Source organism: Pseudoroseomonas cervicalis ATCC 49957 (genome assembly GCF_000164635.1).
GTDB classification, from domain to species: domain Bacteria; phylum Pseudomonadota; class Alphaproteobacteria; order Acetobacterales; family Acetobacteraceae; genus Pseudoroseomonas; species Pseudoroseomonas cervicalis.
The window spans coordinates 1-973 of record NZ_GG771085.1 but is presented as its reverse complement, the minus strand read 5'-3'; the positions used below and the strand labels follow the sequence as shown (position 1 = coordinate 973).

Here is a 973-nt window from a genome sequence, read left to right as displayed (position 1 = left end):
GGCATGGCGCTCGACCGACGCGGCGCAGCGGCGGCAGCTCGGCGCCCAGCAGCGCCATGGCGTCGGCCAGCAGCGCCACGCCCTCGGGCGAGAGGTCGCGCGCCACGCCGCCGGGCACCACGCCATCCATCATCAGCCGGTGGCCGAAGGCCGCGCCGGCGGCGCGCAGCACCGCCTCGCGCAGCGCGCCGCAGCGCGAATCCGGCCAGTGGAAACCGGCCTCGGCGCAGATCGCGCCAATGTCGCGCAGATGGTTGGCGATGCGCTCCAGCTCCGCCATCACGCCGCGCAGCGCCGCCGCGCGGGCGGGGGCGGCGATGCCCAGCGCCCGCTCCGCCGCCAGGGCGAAGGCCCAGGAATGCGCGACCGTGGAATCGCCGGCGATCCGCGCCACCAGCGGCGCCGCCTGTTCCAGCGTGCGGCCGCGCAGCAGCGCCAGCACGCCGCGATGCGCGTAGCCCGGCAGCACCTCCAGGCGCAGCACCGTCTCGCCGCGCACATGCAGCCGCCAATGCGCCGGCTCGCCGAACCCGCCCTGGATCGGGCCGAGCGGGATCTGATGCACCCCCTCCCCCGGCACGGCCAGGAACTCGGGCTGCGGCACCTCGCCCAGGCGCGGCGGCGGCGCGGCGGAGAGCGGCGCGCGCATCGCCCAGCGGCCATGGTCCAGCAGCGGCCGCGCATCGGTGCCGCCCAGCGCCGGCCAGCCGGCGAGGTCGGCGATCATGCGCTCGAACCATTCCGCCCCCGGCCGGGCCGGGGAGAGCGCGGCATAGCCCGCCCCCTCCGCCGCGACGCTGGCCAGCAGCGGGGATGCGGCGCCGGGCGCGCGGAAGGCGGCGTGGACCATGCCCTCGCCGGGCCAGAGGCCGAGCAGCTCCAGCCCCGGCTCCTGCCGCAGCGCCGCCGGCAGGGCGGCCCAGGCGGCGGCGTCCAGTTCGTGGCGGCAGGGCGCGGCGGGACGCCCGGCCAG

At 79.0% G+C, this 973-nt stretch carries 1 protein-coding gene; it reads right to left on the bottom strand.

Annotated elements, in window-relative coordinates; all coding sequences use genetic code 11:
• A partial coding sequence (locus tag HMPREF0731_RS21865) for a nickel-dependent hydrogenase large subunit (RefSeq protein ID WP_007006433.1) occupies positions 1-973 on the bottom strand: 973 nt, incomplete at both ends.